14 protein-coding genes are annotated in these 16,061 nt (G+C 52.2%); 1 reads left to right on the top strand and 13 read right to left on the bottom strand.

Translation table 11 applies throughout. The features are described 5' to 3' along the window. Positions 1-21: 21 nt before the first annotated feature. The 3 genes from D9741_RS04625 to D9741_RS04615 all read right to left on the bottom strand — a co-directional run bounded on the left by D9741_RS04625 (position 22) and on the right by D9741_RS04615 (position 2,836). Entirely contained in the window at positions 22-1,122 is a 1,101-nt protein-coding gene (locus D9741_RS04625) for a NapC/NirT family cytochrome c (RefSeq protein WP_130218690.1), read from the bottom strand. A gap of 387 nt (positions 1,123-1,509) precedes the next feature. Beyond that, on the bottom strand, positions 1,510-2,256 hold the full coding sequence (cutC, locus tag D9741_RS04620; RefSeq protein WP_130218688.1) for a copper homeostasis protein CutC: 747 nt from the start codon (positions 2,254-2,256) through the stop codon (positions 1,510-1,512). A gap of 13 nt (positions 2,257-2,269) precedes the next feature. Then, positions 2,270-2,836 carry a VOC family protein gene (locus D9741_RS04615; RefSeq protein ID WP_130218686.1) on the bottom strand — a complete coding sequence of 189 codons (567 nt, stop codon included), beginning with the start codon at positions 2,834-2,836 and terminating at the stop codon, positions 2,270-2,272. Between the two features lie 215 nt (positions 2,837-3,051). Between D9741_RS04615 and argS the strand changes: the two genes are divergently transcribed. Next, positions 3,052-4,785, top strand: a complete 1,734-nt coding sequence (argS, locus tag D9741_RS04610; protein ID WP_130218684.1) for an arginine--tRNA ligase — start codon at positions 3,052-3,054, stop codon at positions 4,783-4,785. A 52-nt stretch (positions 4,786-4,837) separates the two neighbouring features. On the opposite strand, the gene flhe is transcribed toward argS, so the two are convergent. From flhe to cheA, 10 genes are all read right to left on the bottom strand, one after another. Next, the gene (gene flhe, locus D9741_RS04605) at positions 4,838-5,233 is read right to left on the bottom strand and encodes a flagellar protein FlhE (RefSeq protein WP_130219010.1); all 396 of its coding nucleotides are present in this window, start codon (positions 5,231-5,233) and stop codon (positions 4,838-4,840) included. Beyond that, positions 5,233-7,311 carry a flagellar biosynthesis protein FlhA gene (gene flhA / locus D9741_RS04600; RefSeq protein WP_130218682.1) on the bottom strand — a complete coding sequence of 693 codons (2,079 nt, stop codon included), beginning with the start codon at positions 7,309-7,311 and terminating at the stop codon, positions 5,233-5,235. The genes flhe and flhA overlap by 1 nt, the downstream gene beginning before the upstream one ends. Then, a complete protein-coding gene (gene flhB, locus D9741_RS04595) occupies positions 7,304-8,452 on the bottom strand; it encodes a flagellar biosynthesis protein FlhB (RefSeq protein ID WP_130208511.1) in 1,149 nt (382 codons plus the stop codon). Before flhB ends, flhA begins: the two co-directional genes overlap by 8 nt. Before the next feature lie 193 nt (positions 8,453-8,645). Then, positions 8,646-9,290: a protein phosphatase CheZ gene (gene cheZ, locus D9741_RS04590; RefSeq protein WP_130208513.1), complete on the bottom strand. Its 645-nt coding sequence runs from the start codon at positions 9,288-9,290 to the stop codon at positions 8,646-8,648. Positions 9,291-9,300: 10 nt separating this feature from the next. Then, positions 9,301-9,690, bottom strand: coding sequence for a chemotaxis response regulator CheY (gene cheY / locus D9741_RS04585; RefSeq protein ID WP_000763855.1), 390 nt, complete (start codon positions 9,688-9,690; stop codon positions 9,301-9,303). 14 nt (positions 9,691-9,704) lie between these two features. Further along, complete coding sequence (cheB, locus tag D9741_RS04580) at positions 9,705-10,754, bottom strand: protein-glutamate methylesterase/protein glutamine deamidase (protein ID WP_064529294.1); 1,050 nt, start codon at positions 10,752-10,754, stop codon at positions 9,705-9,707. Between the two features lie 2 nt (positions 10,755-10,756). Then, a complete protein-coding gene (gene cheR, locus D9741_RS04575; RefSeq protein WP_130218680.1) occupies positions 10,757-11,617 on the bottom strand; it encodes a protein-glutamate O-methyltransferase CheR in 861 nt (286 codons plus the stop codon). 147 nt (positions 11,618-11,764) lie between these two features. Continuing rightward, a complete protein-coding gene (gene tar / locus D9741_RS04570; RefSeq protein ID WP_130218678.1) occupies positions 11,765-13,426 on the bottom strand; it encodes a methyl-accepting chemotaxis protein II in 1,662 nt (553 codons plus the stop codon). 145 nt (positions 13,427-13,571) lie between these two features. Beyond that, entirely contained in the window at positions 13,572-14,075 is a 504-nt protein-coding gene (gene cheW, locus D9741_RS04565) for a chemotaxis protein CheW (RefSeq protein ID WP_130218676.1), read from the bottom strand. A gap of 21 nt (positions 14,076-14,096) precedes the next feature. Further along, complete coding sequence (gene cheA, locus D9741_RS04560) at positions 14,097-16,061, bottom strand: chemotaxis protein CheA (protein WP_130218674.1); 1,965 nt, start codon at positions 16,059-16,061, stop codon at positions 14,097-14,099.

Here is a 16,061-nt window from a genome sequence, read left to right as displayed (position 1 = left end):
TTCCTCCCTGATCTACGAGGATCACTGTTTTTCGGTAATATCTTTGGCGTTGTACTGGAAGTACCGCGTCAAAATGTCCAGTTCGTTTTCGCTCATGCTGGTTCGCGCCCCCATTCCTTTGGCGATAGAGGGCCAGGCATTGACGGTGTAATGGTCAGCGGCAATAGGCGCATGGCAGCCAGCACAATAGGTGTCATCGAGTTTTTCAGCGTATTGCCATAACGGTTTACGATCCGCTAATACGGGATCGATTAGCGCCCCTTGTAATGACGCCTGACGCCATTGATTACCGTATTCGTCAGCCTGCCATTCCCCGTTTACCGTTAGCGCCTTGATACCTTCATCACTTAATGTGGCTAGCGCCAGACGTTGACCTGCCGCCAGGTAGAGCGTGTTTTCACTGCCCTGCATTTGATAACCCTGCAACAGAACGATCGGCTGTTTGCCACTGGCATCAACGACGGTGAGATCGGTACCAGGATTCACAGTGGCCAGTTCGCCTATGCGGGAAGGTTTGAAAGGATAAATATGTGCGCCATTGGTCACAGAAGTGGCAGCCTGACTTTCCAGTTCATGCGCCGCGTTGTCATCCATTTTTATTTCTGGCGGGAAATGGGCAATTCCTTTATGACAATCAATACACGTTTCACCGTCCTTTTGCGCTTTGGTATGCATTTTCTGCGCAGATTCACTTTGCGAGGCAATATCCATAGCATCAAAAGAATGGCAACTACGGCACGTTGCAGAATCCGATGCTTTTAATTCTTTCCATACTGTTTCGGCCATTTCCTGACGATGCGCTTCGAACTTATCGTCACTGTCTATTTTGCCGCTAACAAATTCATGATAAATATCTTTAGATGCTTTTAATTTGGCAAATAAATAATCCATCCCTGACTTTGGAATATGGCAATCGGCACATTCCGCACGTATCCCTTTCTGGTTCGAAAAGTGGACAGTTCCCTGATATTCCTCAAAAGGTTTACTCATCGAGTGGCAGGAAAGGCAAAATGCTGTATCCGACGTTTTATGTAAGGCTTTTTGCGCCAGCAATAACCCGCCGCCACCAACCACAACCGCTATCAGCAGAAAAAATAACCCAATGCGTTTTTTCCCTCGCATAGATTCCTCTAATTAAATTCCAGGACACCGAAGTCATTATATAAATAAATATACAACGAATTAACTACTTGCTTAATTCGGCACAACACTGCCTGAAATAATCGATAAAGAATATGATTTATTACAATGTAATCATTAATTGCTAAGGAATAACCCAGTTGTTATTTGGAATATATATTTATCAGTTTTAGCAATTTAAATCCCATAATTAATGTGAATATATAAAATATTTTTAGCACCACGCTATGCGCACTGTCACCCGCTCAGCAGATCACAGTTATCGTTCGTTTTTTATACGGTTTAGGGATAAAAAAAGGCCCCTGTTGAAATTGCAGGGGCCTGGTACGAGCAAGCATCATATTGGGCGACATGATGCAACGGTAAAAATCATTTGGCCTGATGGCGTTCAATGATTCCTTTCATTTCAGCAACCGCCGCCCCGTCTACGACATAACGCGAATACTCGTCCGCGTGTGCATCTGATGACATGGACAATCCTTGATTACGATAACGCATCGGTGAGGCTTGCCACGCTCCCGCGGAGCTATGGACTTCCAGCACTCCGGCATCGAGGAAGTGGTGCAGGTTTTCTGCACGGACTCCTGCTCCGGCCATGATGATTGGAGTATCACCATAGGCAATAAGTTCCATAATTTTTGATAAACCTTGCAGAGCGTCTGATTTTTGCCCGGAAGTCAGTACCCGGGCAATGCCCAATTGCGCAAGATTATTCAGTGTATTTAATGGGTTAGCACACATATCGAAGGCACGATGAAAAGTAACGGCCAACGGACCGGCAGCAGACATTATTTTTTCCATTCGTGGCATATCGACATTACCGTCAACATCGAGAACGCCCGTCACCAGTCCCGGAAAGCCTAATTCGCGGACAGTACGAACATCCTCAAGAATGGCGGCAAACTCGCCGTCGCTGTAGCAAAAATCACCACCGCGCGGGCGGATGATCGGATGCACGGGAATCGTTATCTGCTGACGCACGGATTTAAGCACGCCCAGCGACGGCGTTAAGCCCCCTTCTTTCGGTGCCGCACACAATTCAATTCTGTCAGCGCCATTTTGCTGCGCCGTTAGTGCGCATTCCATGCTGTAACAGCAAATTTCCAGTAATGCCATTTTTGCTCCTTAATTACGCCGACTGCTCGCTGGCGACGATCTCTTCAATGGACCACGGATGAAATTTAATCGTCGTTTTGCCATCGGTGACCGCCAGCGTCGGATTCGGTAATCGCTCATGCTCACCTTTTGGCGAACTGGTTTTAACTGAGATCCCTGGCAGGCTGAGTCCTTCATCAGAAAGCAACGCCAGCGCACGGGCATTCAGCGTTTCTGGCTCGCCCGGCAGAACGATTTCAATATGTTCCCAACCTTCGTGCGGGTAACGTTTTTCCCCGGGCCACGGTAGCTCCACAATGGAAAACTGCCAGTGCGCAACCTGTACCGGTTCATGCAATTTAAACAGACAAATCGGCCTGCCATTGATCATATTTTCTGACAGGAGTTCGCCGCACTGTTCAAACCCGCGACGCCAGCGTTCAGCGGTGGCGTTTTGATGGCAACGCAAAGAAATGTGATCGGCAGTCAGCGGAGTGATATCCAGCCCCAGACGGCGGGAAAGTTCATCTAATGCGTGGGTAAATCGCGGTAAATCCGATGCAATATCCTGCAACTCGTCGATAGATTGCCAGTTCGCCATAATCACTCTTCGTCTTTCAGTAAAAGCGTTAATTTACCCTGTTGCCCTTCCCCAACCAACCGCTGATTTCACGCCGCTTCTGATGCAATAGTGAAAACGGCAATACGCCGCGCGCACGTTGCTGACGAAAACAGCCATTTGCAGTATACTCCCGCCCTAATTTCTTTAACTGGTGCGGGCAATTTTTGCTCGCTTCATCAATGTAAGGTATTCCGGTGAATATTCAGGCTCTTCTCTCAGAAAAAGTCCGTCAGGCCATGATTGCGGCAGGCGCGCCTGCGGATTGCGAACCGCAGGTTCGTCAGTCAGCAAAAGTTCAGTTCGGCGACTATCAGGCTAACGGCATGATGGCAGTTGCTAAAAAACTGGGTATGGCACCGCGACAATTAGCAGAGCAGGTGCTGACTCATCTGGATCTTAACGGTATCGCCAGCAAAGTTGAGATCGCCGGTCCAGGCTTTATCAACATTTTCCTTGATCCGGCATTCCTGGCTGAACATGTTCAGCAGGCGCTGGCGTCAGATCGTCTCGGTGTTGCTACGCCAGAAAAACAGACCATTGTGGTTGACTACTCCGCACCGAACGTGGCGAAAGAGATGCACGTCGGTCACCTGCGCTCTACCATTATTGGTGACGCGGCAGTGCGTACTCTGGAGTTCCTCGGTCACAAAGTGATTCGCGCGAACCACGTCGGCGACTGGGGTACTCAGTTCGGTATGCTGATTGCGTGGCTGGAAAAACAGCAGCAGGAAAACGCCGGTGAAATGGAACTGGCTGACCTTGAAGGTTTCTACCGCGATGCGAAAAAGCATTACGATGAAGATGAAGAGTTCGCTGAGCGCGCACGTAACTACGTGGTAAAACTGCAAAGCGGTGACGAATACTTCCGCGAGATGTGGCGCAAACTGGTCGACATCACCATGACGCAGAACCAGATCACCTACGATCGTCTGAACGTGACGCTGACCCGCGATGACGTGATGGGCGAAAGCCTCTACAACCCGATGCTGCCGGGTATCGTAGCGGACCTGAAAGCCAAAGGTCTGGCAGTAGAAAGCGAAGGCGCAACCGTCGTATTCCTTGATGAGTTCAAAAACAAGGAAGGCGAACCGATGGGCGTGATCATTCAGAAGAAAGATGGCGGCTATCTTTACACCACTACTGATATCGCCTGTGCGAAATATCGTTATGAAACACTGCATGCCGATCGCGTGCTGTATTACATCGACTCCCGTCAGCATCAACACCTGATGCAGGCATGGGCGATCGTCCGCAAAGCAGGCTACGTGCCGGAATCCGTACCGCTGGAACACCACATGTTCGGCATGATGCTGGGCAAAGACGGCAAACCGTTCAAAACCCGCGCGGGCGGTACGGTGAAACTGGCCGATCTGCTGGATGAAGCCCTGGAGCGTGCACGTCGTCTGGTGGCAGAAAAGAACCCGGATATGTCAGCTGACGAGCTGGAAAAACTGGCTAACGCGGTTGGTATTGGTGCGGTGAAATATGCGGATCTCTCCAAAAACCGCACTACCGACTACATCTTCGACTGGGACAACATGCTGGCGTTTGAGGGTAATACCGCGCCATACATGCAGTATGCTTACACGCGTGTATTGTCCGTGTTCCGTAAAGCAGAAATTAACGAAGAGCAACTGGCTGCAGCTCCGGTAATCATCCGTGAAGATCGTGAAGCGCAACTGGCAGCTCGCCTGCTGCAGTTTGAAGAAACCCTCACTGTGGTTGCCCGTGAAGGCACGCCGCATGTGATGTGTGCTTACCTGTACGATCTGGCCGGTCTGTTCTCTGGCTTCTACGAGCACTGCCCGATCCTCAGCGCAGAAAACGAAGAAGTGCGTAACAGCCGTCTGACACTGGCACAACTGACGGCGAAGACGCTGAAGCTGGGTCTGGATACGCTGGGTATTGAGACAGTAGAGCGTATGTAATCGCGTTATGTGTCAAAGGCCGATGTCGCAGTTACGGACATCGGCTTTTTTATCACCGCCGATAATTCACAATCACTTCATTACGTTGTACTTTCAGCGGCGGAATTAACCGCCCACCGCCAGGCACTTCCCAGATAAAGCGCAACGGTTCTGCCGCCGGTATACCGAAAAAGGCCACGTTGGTTCCACTCTGCCCCTCTAATTCGACACAACGAGATTGTGAGCATAAACGTACCCGCAGTCCCGCGGGGGTCGGACCGATAAGCTGATAACGCCACGCCACCAGCGTCATCAATCCTGAAGCAGGTTGTCGCGAAGAAAGAGGCGCTGACGACATCGACTCACCGCGATGATTTAGCGTAATTCCGATACTACTTGCCTGCCACATCCCCTCCCCGGCGGCTTGCGCCAGCAGCGGAAACAATAATATTGCTAATAAAGTTCTCATCATTTACCGCCAATCGTCGCCGTCATGCGGATATGTCGGTTATCAGATAGTTCAAGATTCGACAGCACCACTAACTGCGGCAAGCTGCGGCGCAGAAAGCGAGACAATAATGGTCGCAGCGCGTGGTTCACCAACAATACTGGCGGCGCACCCAACATCTCCTGACGGGATAGCGCTTCCTGAGTTTGCGCCAGTAAACGATCCGCCAGCCCCGGCTCCAGTCCGCCCCCGCCCTGCAACGCCTGTAGTAACAAACGTTCCAGCGGTGTATCGAGGCCAATAACATGGACTTCATCTTTGCCAGGAAACCACTGCTGGGTAATCGCCCGTCCCAACGCCACGCGCACGACGGCGGTTAATTCATGTGGATCGCTTTGGATGGGCGCATGCTCCGCCAGCGCTTCGAGAATGGTGCGCATATCGCGAATCGGCACTTTTTCATCGAGCAGATTTTGCAGCACTTTATGTAGCGTGGTGAGCGTGACAACGCCAGGAACGAGATCTTCCGTCAGCTTTGGCATCTCCTGGGCGACGCGATCCAGCAGTTGTTGCGCCTCCTGGCGACCAAACAACTCTGCGGCATGCTGGCTAATGAGATGGTTAAGATGCGTTGCCACCACTGTGCTGGCCTCAACCACGGTGTACCCCTGAATCTGCGCCTGTTCTTTTAGCGCACTTTCGATCCAGATAGCGTTCAGACCAAAAGCCGGATCGACGGTCGCTTCACCAGGTAACGTCCCGGCAGCGGTACCTGGGTTAATTGCCAGCCAGCGCCCCGGATAAGCATCGCCACTGCCAATCTCTACGCCTTTCATCAAAATACGATAACGTGCCGGTTGCAGATCCATATTGTCACGAATGTGCACCACCGGCGGCAGGAAGCCCATTTCCTGAGCAAATTTCTTACGAATACTACGAATACGGCCCAGCAACTCGCCATCTTGTTGGAAATCAACCATCGGGATCAGTCGATAGCCCACTTCCATTCCCAGAGAATCTTCCAGTTGCACATCGTTCCACGTCGCTTCGACAACGGCATTATTCTCTGCCATTTTTACCGGTTTGGGTTCGGCAGGCGCTTTTTGTTCGCGTCCGCGGATCCACCAGGCCAGCCCGAGCAATCCCGCCGTGAACAGCAAAAATACCAGGTTCGGCATTCCAGGCACCAGCCCGAGTAAACCGAGCACGGCGGCGCTTAACAACATAACGCTTGGGTTACTGAAAAGCTGATTCACCATCTGCTCGCCAACATCCTGATCGGTGCTGACACGCGTAACGATGACCCCCGCGGCGGTAGAAATCACCAGCGCCGGGATTTGTGCCACCAGACCGTCGCCAATGGTCAATAGCGTATAACTTTCCGCCGCGTGCCCCATGCTCATGCCATGTTGCAGCACACCGACCAGCAATCCGCCGACAACGTTAATGACCATGATGAGGATCCCGGCGATGGCATCACCACGAACAAATTTACTTGCCCCGTCCATTGAGCCGTAAAAGTCGGCTTCCTGAGTCACTTCGGAGCGGCGTTTTTTCGCCTCATCTTCACCAATCAATCCGGCGTTCAGGTCAGCGTCAATCGCCATCTGCTTACCCGGCATACCATCGAGAACAAAGCGCGCGCCCACTTCCGCGATACGCCCGGCACCTTTGGTAATAACCATAAAGTTGATGATCACAAGAATGACGAACACCACGATACCGATAGCGAAATTGCCACCAACGAGGAAGTGACCAAACGCTTCGACCACCTTCCCTGCCGCCGCCGCGCCCGTATGGCCTTCCATCAAAATGATACGGGTTGAAGCCACGTTAAGTGCCAGACGCAACAGCGTGGTGAACAGTAAGATTGTCGGAAAGGCGGCAAACTCGAGCGTACGCTGGGTAAACATCGCCACCAGCAACACCATAATCGATAACGCGATATTAAAGGTAAACAGCAGGTCGAGAATGAATGCAGGCAATGGCAGCACCATCATCGACAAAATCAGCAAGATCAAAATCGGTCCGGCAAGGATCTGCCATTGTGTCGATTTCAGGTTTGCAGGCAGGCGCAGCATCGCGGCCAGATTACTCATGGGTCGGTTTCTCGTTAATAAAATCCAGGGCTTCCGGCACCGGAAGATGAGTTGGTTGTACAGGGCGCTGTCCACCAGCCAGACGCCAACGTTTCAGTTGCCAGACCCAGGCCAGCACTTCCGCCACGGCGGCATATAGTTGACCCGGTATTTGTTGACCGATTTCAGCATGTCGATACAGCGCACGCGCCAGCGGCGGCGCTTCGAGGGTCGGGACATTATTTTCAGCTGCTATTTCACGAATGCGTAATGCCACCAGCCCCGCGCCCTTGGCAACGACCTTTGGCGCACTCATTTTGTTTTCGTCGTACTGCAAAGCCACTGAGTAGTGAGTTGGGTTATTGACGATAACGTCCGCTTTCGGCACATCGGCCATCATCCGCCGCCGTGCCGCAGCTCGCTGCATCTGACGGATTCGCCCTTTGACATGAGGGTCGCCTTCGCTTTGTTTGAACTCATCACGAATATCCTGCCGTGACATACGCAGCTTTTTCAGGTGGCTGAAGATTTGGAAAAAGACGTCAAATCCCACCATCGGAATAACGCCAAGCACCACCAGCAGTGCGCACAGCCCTACCAGATCCATCGCATTACCCATAGCGGTAATGGGGGACTCCGCCATTAAGCGCATCATCTGCGGCCAGTGGTGCCAGAGATAAAATCCCGTCACACTGCCGACCAGGATGGATTTCAGTATCGCTTTCAGCAACTCCGCACCGGTTTGTGCCGAAAACATCCGTTTAATGCCCGGTAGCGGGTTGAGTTTGGAAAACTTCGGCTGCAAGGATTTGCCGCTAAATACCAGGCCACCCAGCATCACCGGAGAAATGAGCGCCACCAGCACCACGCCGCTAATCAGCGGCAGCAGCGCCAGCATGGCTTCTCTGATCAGCAGAATAATCTGCCCGAGGATCAGATTCGGGTCATTGATGATGCTGTGATCAAAATGCAATCCCGCGGAGAGCATGCCCGACAATCGACGAGCCAGCGACACACCGCCAAACCAGATAACACACACGCCCACTAACAAAATCAGCAGCGACGTTAATTCACGGGAACGCGGGATTTGCCCCTCTTCCCGCGCTTTTTCAAGTCGGTGAGGTGTGGGGGCTTCTGTTTTGTCGTCGCTCTCGTCAGACACGTCGCCAATCCTGGAAAGAGTAATAAGCGTGAATGATGCCAGAGCGCAAAGCGTTCAATGGTTTGAGTAAGGGGTAAAAAAGGCGGGATTTAGGGCTTTTGCTGCCACACATCATGCATAGTGTGCGTTTGTCGGATGCGGCGTCATCCGACCGCCTGATGTGACGCGGCCGCGTCACATCAGGCAATACAAATCAGAATCCAAGGCTATCCAACAAATCGTCGACCTGGTCCTGACTGGCTACTACACCGGCTTTGCTGGTATCAACCTGCGGTCCATTCAGCAAACTCTGGCTTTCACGTTTCGGACGTGCATCCTGCTCTGGGATATTTTCCAGCAGCACCATTAGCAACTGGCGTTCAATCTCCTGAATGACATCCATCATTCGTTTAATGACCTGCCCGGTGAGGTCCTGAAAATCCTGCGCCATCATGATTTCCAGCAACTGCGCATTGGTAAAACTGGTATGCGTCGGCACATCCGCCAGAAATTGCCGTGTATCGGTCACCAGTTCGCGAGCGTCGGCAAGGTCAATGGGATCGGCAAACCAGCCATCCCAGCGTTGGGTTAACGCTTTTGCTGATTTCTCCATGTGATCCTGATGCGGTTGTGAGGCCTCAACACTGTTCAGCGCCCGCTCCGCAGCCTGGGCAGTCATCTGCACAACGTAGTACAAACGATCGCGAGCATCAGGGATGGCTTCCGCCGCTTCTGCAATGGCCTGGTCCAGCCCCAGCTCCCGCAGACTGTCGCGCAGCATACGCGTCAGGCTGCCGATGCGCGCAATGATATCGCCAGCAGAATTTTCATCAGCAGGTTTAATTGATGGTTGCATCATAGTCGCATCCTCACATGCCCAGTTTCTCAAAGATTTTGTTGAGTTTTTCCTCCAGCGTCGCGGCGGTAAATGGCTTAACCACGTAGCCACTGGCCCCCGCTTGTGCTGCGGCAATAATGTTTTCTTTCTTCGCTTCCGCAGTCACCATTAACACTGGCAATGCTGACATCGCGCCATCAGCACGAATCGTTTTCAGCAATTCAAGGCCGTCCATGTTTGGCATGTTCCAGTCGGAGATAACAAAACCATATCCTCCCGCCTGCAACTTATTGAGAGCATCGGCGCCATCCTCCGCTTCCTCAACATTATTAAATCCAAGCTCTTTCAGCAGGTTACGCACGATGCGTCGCATGGTGGAAAAGTCATCCACAACCAAAAATTTAAGCTCTTTATCCGCCATCTCACACTCCTGATTTAAATACGTATCGCCTGTCCGGCACTGATTTTTGCCAGCATTTGCTGGCTTACCTGGCTAAGATCGACCACTTCGCAGACGCCACCCATATTGATGGCCTCGCGCGGCATGCCGAACACCACGCTGCTTGCTTCATTTTGCGCAAGAGTCCATGCCCCCGCCTGACGCATTGCTAACATTCCCGCCGCGCCGTCGTTGCCCATGCCCGTCAGGATCACCCCAACCGCATTACGCCCCGCCTGTTTGGCCACAGAATGAAACAACACATCTACCGATGGCCGATGGCGATTGACCGCCGGACCATCGTGAATTTTGATTTGATAATTCGCGCCGCTACGCGCCAGTTCCATATGCCGATCGCCCGGGGCGATATAGGCATGCCCCGGCAAGACGCGTTCTCCGTCCTCGGCTTCTTTCACGCCGATTTGGCACAGCTTATTAAGTCTGTCGGCAAAAGAGCGGGTAAAACCGGGCGGCATATGCTGGGTAATTAACAGTGCCGGGCTGGAAAGCGGCAACGGTTGCAGTACGTGACGAATCGCCTCAGTTCCCCCCGTTGAGGCGCCAATCGCAATCAGCTTTTCTGAGCTCAAGAGCGGTCCGGCCTTCAGCGTTGTCGGTGCCGACAACGGTTTATGCGCAGTAAGGCTCGCCCTTGCTGCCGTACGCACCTTTTCGGCAATCATTTCGCTATACGCCAGCATTCCTTCGCGGATCCCCAGTTGCGGTTTGGTGACAAAATCTATCGCCCCCAACTCCAGAGCACGCAGCGTGACTTCGGAACCTTTGCCTGTCAGAGAAGAAACCATCACTACTGGCATCGGTCGCAAACGCATTAATTTTTCGAGGAAATCCAGTCCATCCATACGCGGCATTTCGACATCCAGCGTCAGCACATCAGGGTTGAATTTCTTAATCAAATCACGCGCGACCAGCGGATCGGGAGCCGTCGCTACCATTTCCATGTCACTATGGCTATTGATGATTTCTGTCATTATCTGGCGCATCAGTGCCGAATCATCGACCGACAACACCCTGATTTTGCTCATCGTTAATCCTTACTTAGCGCATACACCGTCTGTCCACGCAATGTGAAGCTGCGCTCAAGGTGGCTAAAGTTTTCAGAATGACCCGCAAACAATAATCCGTCGGGCTTAAGCAGCGGTACAAAGCGGCGCAAAATCTCCTGCTGGGTCGTTTGATCGAAGTAGATCATGACGTTACGACAGAAGATCGCATCGAACGGCCCCGGCGCAGCGTACTGTTTCGCCAGCAAATTCAGCGGGGAAAAATCGATGTAGTTCGCTAGTGCCTGACGCACACGCACCAGCCCTTGATGCGGCCCTGTGCCGCGCATGAAGTAGCGCTGGAGTTGTTGCGGCGTCAGGTTTTTCAGCTCTTCATGGCGATAAATGCCGCTTCTGGCTTTCTCCAGCACTTCGGTGTCGATATCGCTGGCGAACACTTTCCAGCGTCCGGGCGCGGTGCCCAGCGTGTCCGCCAGCGTCATCGCAATGCTGTACGGTTCTTCACCTGTCGATGCCGCCGCACTCCATACGCGATATTCACCAGAGGCGTGGCGGGCGTGCTCCGCGAGCAATGGGAAATGATGCCCCTCGCGGAAAAATGCCGTCAGGTTTGTGGTCAGCGAATTAATAAACGCCTGCCACTCGCCGCTGTGCTGATTAGATTCCAGTAAATTCAGATAATGGCCGAAGTCTGCAAGCCCCAGCGAGCGCAAACGGCGCACCAGGCGGTTGTAAACCATGTCGCGTTTGTGGTCCGCCAGGACTATCCCCGCACGTTGATAGATCAATTGACTTATCCGCCGAAAATGCGCGTCGGAAAGCGCCAGGCGCTCGGTCATCTGTAACAATAAAGACGTTTGCCCGCAGGGCAGAGATGATGTCATAGCGCCTTCTCAGTCACTTCAGGATACCCCTGGCGCAGCCTGTAACTGCGCCAATTGTGTTGTAATAGCGCACCAGAAACGATAAGCGCGACGTTCTGTTGCATCATCAGCCTCATCTGACGGCAATGGCGCTTGAGTAAATACCCATCAAAATGTTTCCCAGTTTGGATCTTGTTCAGTAATACGCAATCGCGGCTGTGCGGGTGGTTGTTCAGTACCAGGGCGGGATTGTAATTGTGGTTTATTCGTTTGCGAGCGGGCAGTCAGACGGAACGCGGAAACCGCTTGCGTTAAACGGCTGGCCTGTTCTTCCAGCGCAGCTGCGGCGGAAGCTGATTCCTGCACCAGCGATGCGTTCTGTTGCGTGACGCGATCCATTTCCGACACTGCCAACGCCACTTGATCGATACCGCGACTCTGTTCGTCCGATGCCGAGGCAATCTCGCCCATAATGTCGGTAACACGGGTGACGGCATTGACAATATTCGTCATGGTTTCCCCGGCACTTTCTACCAGCACCGAACCGGTATCAACGCGGGAGGCGGAATCTTCAATCAGCGCTTTGATCTCTTTTGCCGCCTGGGCGCTGCGACTGGCGAGATTACGCACTTCGCCCGCCACCACGGCAAAACCACGCCCCTGTTCCCCTGCTCGGGCGGCTTCAACAGCCGCGTTCAGTGCCAGGATATTGGTCTGGAAAGCAATGCCATCAATAACGCTAATAATGTCAGCAATTTTCTGCGAACTGTCGGCAATTTCGTGCATGGTTTTCACCACACCGTCCACGACTTTGCCACCATGCTGAGCAGTGTCGGAGGCACTTTGCGCCAGTTGCGAGGCTTGACGGGCGTTATCGGCGTTCTGTTTCACCGTTGCAGTGAGCTGCTCCATGCTGGCGGCCGTTTCTTCCAGCGCCGATGCCTGCTGTTCAGTACGGGAGGAAAGATCGGTATTCCCCGCAGCAATCTCACGAGTACCAGCATAGATAGCGTCTGAACCTTCTCGCACATGGTTGACCGTGTCAGTCAGAGAACCTTGCATATGTGAAATACTCTGTGCCAGGTCGCCCATTTCACTGCGCCCGGCAATGCTGAGGGTATTCGCCAGATTGCCACCAGCAATTTCTCGGATGTGAGAAATGATCTTCGCTAACGGGTTAAGTAGCATGCGGCGGATGCCGTACCACGCCACCAGCAGAATCAATACCACCACCAGCGCGATAACCGCCAGTTGCCACTGGGCAAATCGGTAATCATCCGCGTTGTCAGTGACGATATCTTGATACCGTTTTTCACTACTGAGGGCGTACTGGGCAAAGGCTTCGCCCATCGCATTTTGCATTCCCTGGGTTGGCTGAGCGAAATAGGCTCCAGTATTGCCATAATCAAGATAATCAATCAGTTCTGTTAATGCTGTGTGATAGTTTTTATATTTTTCATCGATATTACGACTGGTAGCGACCATTTCAGGTAACGGTGCCATGCTTTTGAATTTTTTATAATGCGTCGCTGCCTGGGCCAATGTTTTCCTGGCGCTATCAAGTAATTCAACTTTGGCGTTACTTTGTTGATTGGATGAATCCATCATCATCCGCACCGCTGAACGACTCAGATTAATGCGCGTTTGCAGCATTAAATCCCAGGTTGAGGTCAACTCGCTCTGTTGTTCCCGTAATTGATTGGAAACCACAAAACTTTTCTGGCTATGGTGAAGAGAAGAAAAAAACAGACTTCCGGAAATAAGCTGTAACAGTGCGAATACCCCCAGCACCATTACCAACAGCGTGACTACGCGGATACGGTTAATCATAAGGCACCTTCCTGAAAACAAGTTGATTCCGTTATCGGCAGGAAGGAGGGAAACTTTATTTCTGATGCCAGTCATGGCGAAATTAAAATGAAAAACCCGATCCGCAGGGTATCGGGCTCATTTCATTTGAGTACAGCGGGATAAATTATGCGACTTCTGATGCCGTGCTATCCAACAGCGCCATCTCTTCGCTATTCAGCAGTTTTTCGATATTAACCAGAATTAGCATGCGATCGCCCAGCGCGCCCAGGCCGGTGAGGTATTCTGTGGAAAGCGTCACAGCAAATTCCGGTGCCGGGCGAATTTGTTCCGTCGTCAACGAAAGAACATCTGAAACGCCATCTACCACAATGCCGACCACCCGCTGCCCAAGATTCAGAACGATAACCACCGTGTTATCGTTGTACTCCACATCCACCTGGCTGAACTTAATACGCAAATCGATAATTGGCACAATCACGCCGCGCAGATTAGTGACGCCTTTGATAAACGCGGGTGTATTGGCAATCCGCGTAACCTGATCGTAGCCACGGATCTCCTGCACTTTCAGAATATCGATGCCGTACTCTTCGTCACCGAGGGTAAATACCAGAAACTCCTGGCCTGACGGTTCGCTGGCCAGCTTTGTTACATTTGTCATACCGGTCATATTTATTCCCTTTTTACTCAATCAGGCGGCGGTATTCGCCATACGTTGTTCGCGGTTTATCGCCTGCAAGGCGGAAACATCAACAATCAGTGCCACGCTGCCGTCGCCAAGAATGGTTGCAGCAGAAATGCCAGGGACTTTGCGATAGTTACTTTCAAGGTTTTTAACCACCACCTGATGTTGACCAATTAACTGATCCACCAGCAAGGCGTAGCGGCGACCGCCACTTTGCAGAATGACAACAATCCCCTCTGTAGCTTCGGTTTTCGCGCCTGCGACGTTGAACACTTTCCACAGTTCAACGATGGGCAGATATTCACCACGCACTTCCAGTACTCGCTCGCCGCCTGCCAGTGGATGGAGATCGGCTTCACGAGGTTGTAGTGATTCCATGACGGCGTTCAGCGGCAGAATGAAAACTTCGTCAGCAACGCGTACCGACATGCCATCGAGGATCGCCAGCGTAAGCGGCAGTAAAATGCGGATTGTGGTGCCAACGCCCTGCTTCGACTGGATTTCAACGTGGCCACCCATCTCCTGGATATTACGTTTGACGACATCCATGCCGACGCCGCGCCCGGAAACATCGGTGACCTGCTCCGCCGTGGAAAAACCAGGGGCGAATATCAACATCGCCACTTCGTCGTCAGTCATATTGTCGCTAACGCTCAGACCTTGTGAGACGGCTTTTGCCAGAATCCGCTCTCGATTAAGCCCCGCGCCATCGTCGGTCACTTCGATGCAGATGTTGCCCCCCTGGTGTTCCGCAGACAGGATTAAATTTCCAACGCTATCTTTACCCGCAGCGAGTCGTTTTTCTGGCAATTCAATACCATGGTCGAGGCTATTGCGTACCAGGTGGGTCAGAGGATCGATAATGCGTTCTATCAGACTCTTGTCGAGTTCGGTGGAACTGCCCACCAGCGTCAGCTCCACCTGTTTGCCAAGTTTACCCGCCAGGTCGCGCACCAGCCGGGGATAGCGACTAAAGACATATTCCATCGGCATCATGCGAATCGACATCACTGATTCCTGCAAATCGCGGGCGTTACGTTGTAACTGCCCCATGCTGGTAATCAAATCCCCATGATTCACCGGGTCCAGTTCACTGGAGCGCTGGGCCAGCATCGACTGAGTAATCACCAGTTCGCCAACGAGGTTAATCAGCTGATCAACCTTCTCAACCGCCACGCGGATACTGGTAGATTCACTACCGCGCGTCGGTTTTTCCCGTTCCACACGTTCTGCTGGCGCTTGTTCGGCTGCCAGTTTAAGTACCGGTGGCGGGGATATTTTTGGCGCGGATTCTACTGTTTCAAAGGCAATCTGATCGGCCTCAATCACAAAACAGAGCACCGCTTTAATATCATCTTCCGCGATGTCGCCCGGTAATATTGCCGAAAGAGAATCAGCGGCTTTCACCACATCAGTCAACGTTGTCAAATGACACAGCTCTTCTTCCAGTAGATCGACTTCTCCCGCTTTCAGACGCGAAAGTAGAATTCGTCGCGGCGACTCACTGTTACCCTGTTCATCTTGCGGTTCACTTTTGGCAACCACACTTAACCGGGCCATGGCGGGGGTCGATTCGCCTTTCGCTTCTATTGCCAGTTGACGTAAGGCCTGGCAGATATAGTCAAAACTGGCGGCATCCGGCTCTTGCGACTGTTTATAAGCGTCGAGCTGTTCCTGCATGATGTCCTTCGTTTCCAAAAACAGATTGATAATGTCGGTGTTAAGCAGCATTTCACCGCGTCTGGCTTCGTCGAGCAGGTTTTCCATCAGATGCGTGGTTTCCTGCAATACGCTAAAGCCAAAGGTTCCCGCCCCTCCTTTGATAGAGTGGGCCGCACGAAAGATGGCATTCAATTGTTCGGCATCTGGCGCTTCTGGCTGTAAATTCAGCAGATGCTGCTCCATATCGGCCAACAGTTCGTCCGCTTCATCAAAAAATGTCTGATAAAAATCGCTTATATCCATGCTCAC

Source organism: Escherichia sp. E14V7 (assembly GCF_004212225.1).
Lineage (GTDB): Bacteria > Pseudomonadota > Gammaproteobacteria > Enterobacterales > Enterobacteriaceae > Escherichia.
Note: the sequence above shows the minus strand (reverse complement) of the source record. Positions and strands in the feature narration are given on the sequence as shown.

What these genes read in the sequence shown, in the direction of transcription:
- D9741_RS04625 (WP_130218690.1), bottom strand. Translation starts at nt 1,122, where the DNA reads ATGCGAGGGAAAAAACGCATTGGGTTATTTTTTCTGCTGATAGCGGTT.
- cheB (WP_064529294.1), bottom strand. Translation starts at nt 10,754, where the DNA reads ATGAGCAAAATCAGGGTGTTGTCGGTCGATGATTCGGCACTGATGCGC.
- cheZ (WP_130208513.1), bottom strand. Translation starts at nt 9,290, where the DNA reads ATGATGCAACCATCAATTAAACCTGCTGATGAAAATTCTGCTGGCGAT.
- flhA (WP_130218682.1), bottom strand. Translation starts at nt 7,311, where the DNA reads ATGAGTAATCTGGCCGCGATGCTGCGCCTGCCTGCAAACCTGAAATCG.
- D9741_RS04615 (WP_130218686.1), bottom strand. Translation starts at nt 2,836, where the DNA reads ATGGCGAACTGGCAATCTATCGACGAGTTGCAGGATATTGCATCGGAT.
- flhe (WP_130219010.1), bottom strand. Translation starts at nt 5,233, where the DNA reads ATGAGAACTTTATTAGCAATATTATTGTTTCCGCTGCTGGCGCAAGCC.
- cheR (WP_130218680.1), bottom strand. Translation starts at nt 11,617, where the DNA reads ATGACATCATCTCTGCCCTGCGGGCAAACGTCTTTATTGTTACAGATG.
- cheY (WP_000763855.1), bottom strand. Translation starts at nt 9,690, where the DNA reads ATGGCGGATAAAGAGCTTAAATTTTTGGTTGTGGATGACTTTTCCACC.
- cheW (WP_130218676.1), bottom strand. Translation starts at nt 14,075, where the DNA reads ATGACCGGTATGACAAATGTAACAAAGCTGGCCAGCGAACCGTCAGGC.
- tar (WP_130218678.1), bottom strand. Translation starts at nt 13,426, where the DNA reads ATGATTAACCGTATCCGCGTAGTCACGCTGTTGGTAATGGTGCTGGGG.
- cutC (WP_130218688.1), bottom strand. Translation starts at nt 2,256, where the DNA reads ATGGCATTACTGGAAATTTGCTGTTACAGCATGGAATGCGCACTAACG.